Origin of the sequence: Marinobacter gelidimuriae (assembly GCF_000372805.1) — a bacterium.
GTDB classification, from domain to species: domain Bacteria; phylum Pseudomonadota; class Gammaproteobacteria; order Pseudomonadales; family Oleiphilaceae; genus Marinobacter; species Marinobacter gelidimuriae.
Map to the genome: position 1 here is coordinate 1 of NZ_KB889838.1, position 2,295 is coordinate 2,295.

Annotated in this window: 4 protein-coding genes; 3 read left to right on the forward strand and 1 reads right to left on the reverse strand. The window is 48.6% G+C overall.

What is annotated here, in order from left to right; translation table 11 throughout:
- Nucleotides 1-406 precede the first annotated feature (406 nt).
- The 3 genes from A3OI_RS0102705 (at nt 407) to A3OI_RS0102715 (ending at nt 1,818) form a co-directional block, all read left to right on the forward strand.
- Complete coding sequence (locus tag A3OI_RS0102705) at nt 407-1,057, forward strand: class I SAM-dependent DNA methyltransferase (RefSeq protein WP_018402808.1); 651 nt, start codon at nt 407-409, stop codon at nt 1,055-1,057.
- A gap of 250 nt (nt 1,058-1,307) precedes the next feature.
- A complete protein-coding gene (locus A3OI_RS21515) occupies nt 1,308-1,601 on the forward strand; it encodes a BrnT family toxin (protein WP_081622868.1) in 294 nt (97 codons plus the stop codon).
- Nucleotides 1,576-1,818: a BrnA antitoxin family protein gene (locus A3OI_RS0102715; protein ID WP_007348099.1), complete on the forward strand. Its 243-nt coding sequence runs from the start codon at nt 1,576-1,578 to the stop codon at nt 1,816-1,818. The genes A3OI_RS21515 and A3OI_RS0102715 overlap by 26 nt, the downstream gene beginning before the upstream one ends.
- 239 nt (nt 1,819-2,057) lie before the next feature.
- Here the strand turns inward: A3OI_RS0102715 and A3OI_RS23060 are convergent.
- A partial coding sequence (locus tag A3OI_RS23060; RefSeq protein ID WP_177313674.1) for a hypothetical protein occupies nt 2,058-2,295 on the reverse strand: 238 nt, incomplete at its 5' end.

Genomic DNA, 2,295 nt, shown 5'->3' on the forward strand with positions numbered 1-2,295 from the left:
GGTAGCCGAGGGTATCTAACCCTCAGCCCCCACAACACCCTGCATGCGGGTCCGCACAGGGCGTTTCACTTAGGATAGTGAAGCTTGATCCAACCGTATGCGTGAAACTCGATCATAGATACAAATATGAATGTGATTCGTTCAAGTTGCTAGTTGATGAGTTCCCCCTCTGTCAGCCTAGTTGTCCAGTTGGCGATTTTGCCTAAATTCATGTCAGATCGGGCGGTGTGAGAGTGGCAACAGAGTGGCGAGAGGGTCAGTTTTCAGGTACCATTTCAGAAGTGGCTGCTTTTGCTTAGCGGACTGCTTAGGTTATTGAAAAAATGGTACTTTTAGCCGATCCTTTTTATCTATTCATAAGCAATCCGGGCCAGCCTGCCAGGCCGCAGGGGGAGAAACAGAATCGATGACGAATCAGAGAATCGCCAAAACGGAAATCCTTAATAAGGTGTATACCGCTGATAATCATGAAGAGCTGATGGACGTCTATCAGGCCTGGGCAAGCGACTACGACAGCGATCTCGTGGATCGGTTTGGGTATGTTGCCCATATCGCCAGCGCAAAGACCCTGGATCAGGCGCTTTGCTGCCAGCATGACGCGGTCATCCTTGATGCCGGAAGCGGGACAGGTCTGGTGGGGAAGGAGCTTGCGACGCTTGGGTACACCACCATGGATGCGCTGGACTATTCCCGGGATATGCTGGACGAAGCAGCGGCCAAGGGCATCTATCGGTCATTTTTTCAGGCGGACATGACCAAACCTCTTCCGTTTGCAGACAATACCTACGATGCCGTGGTCTGCACCGGTACCTTCACCTACGGTCATGTCAGGGGTGACGCATTTGCCGAGTTGATTCGCGTTACCCGCCCCGGTGGCACGATCGTTTTCACGATACGTGAGGGAGCTTTCGAGGATTACGGTTACCGCGCGAAGATGCTGGAGCTTGAGGTTCAGGGCGACTGGGAACTGCTCAGCTTCTACGATACGCCTTACCAGATCGAGGAGGAAAACACCTGCAAGATGTGCACCTATCGCGTGCCAGGCGCGGCCGCCTGATTCGAGAGTGTTGCACTTAGTTATTGAGCGCGCGGGGGTTGAAGCTCTTCAAAGGCTCGGAGTAAGCCTGCAAAAGAGTGATGACGTCTGGCATAATCTTCTATTCAAATATGGCTAACAAGTGCAGGCATGGCGACGCCCATTACATTGCGCCTTCGGCTCCATTCCATTGGCGCGCATGCTGCAAGCGTTAGCATAAAAATACAAATCTAGTATGGCTATATGCCCATACTACCGTTATAATTTCCCTATGAATAAATCAAACTTTGAGTGGGATGAGGCGAAAAACCTCGAAAATCAAGAAAAGCATGGCGTATCGTTTTACGATGCTCAACATGCATTCAAAGATGATCGACGTGTTATTGCCGAAGATGTTGTACATAGCCAAGATGGAAAACGTTATTTTTGTTTTGGTTTAAATCAAGAAAATTCAGGCATCTTAACTGTTCGTTTTATTTATCGAAATAACCAGATCAGAATTATTGGTGCTGGTTACTGGAGAAAAGGGAGAAAATTATATGAACAAGCAAATTCAATACACTGATGAGCCAATTGGTGAAGTAAGACTTGTTGCTGACTTCTTACCTTCACCTGAAGAGCTGAAATTAAAAAGTGAAAATACTAAAGTAACTATTTCATTAAGTTCCGAGAGTGTTGCATATTTTAAGCAGGCCGCCAAAACTAATCACATGCAGTATCAAAAAATGATTCGTGAGTTACTGGATGAGTATGTGGCACATCAAAAAAATGCTAACAAGTAGCACCTTTGAGGGTACAGCCATGAGTGTCACTACAGTTCGCCTTCAGACAGAAGTTGAGCAGCATCTAGAAGCAATCGCCGGTAGGCTTCATCGGAGCAAAGGCTGGGTTATCAACCAGGCCTTATCGGAATACATCGAAAAGCAGCAACTTGAGCAAGAGCGTTGGAAGCAAACGCTGGAGGCAATGGAGTCTGCCGCCCAAGGTAAGGTGGTTGAGGCCAGTGAGGTTCATGGCTGGCTTAATAGTTGGGGGACTGAAAACGAGCAGAATGCGCCGAGGTCGGGTATGGCACGGTCTGGAAGGTGAACGATAGCAATTTAATTGGGTAGCCGGGGCCACTAAAGCGGCCAAGCCTCAGGGCAAAGGCAAAACCACGAACGCCTCCAAAGCCGATGTGGCTCTGAGCCACATCAACAAACTCTACGCCATCGAACGCAAGATCAAAGCGTTGAGTGTGGCCGAGCGTTACCGCATTC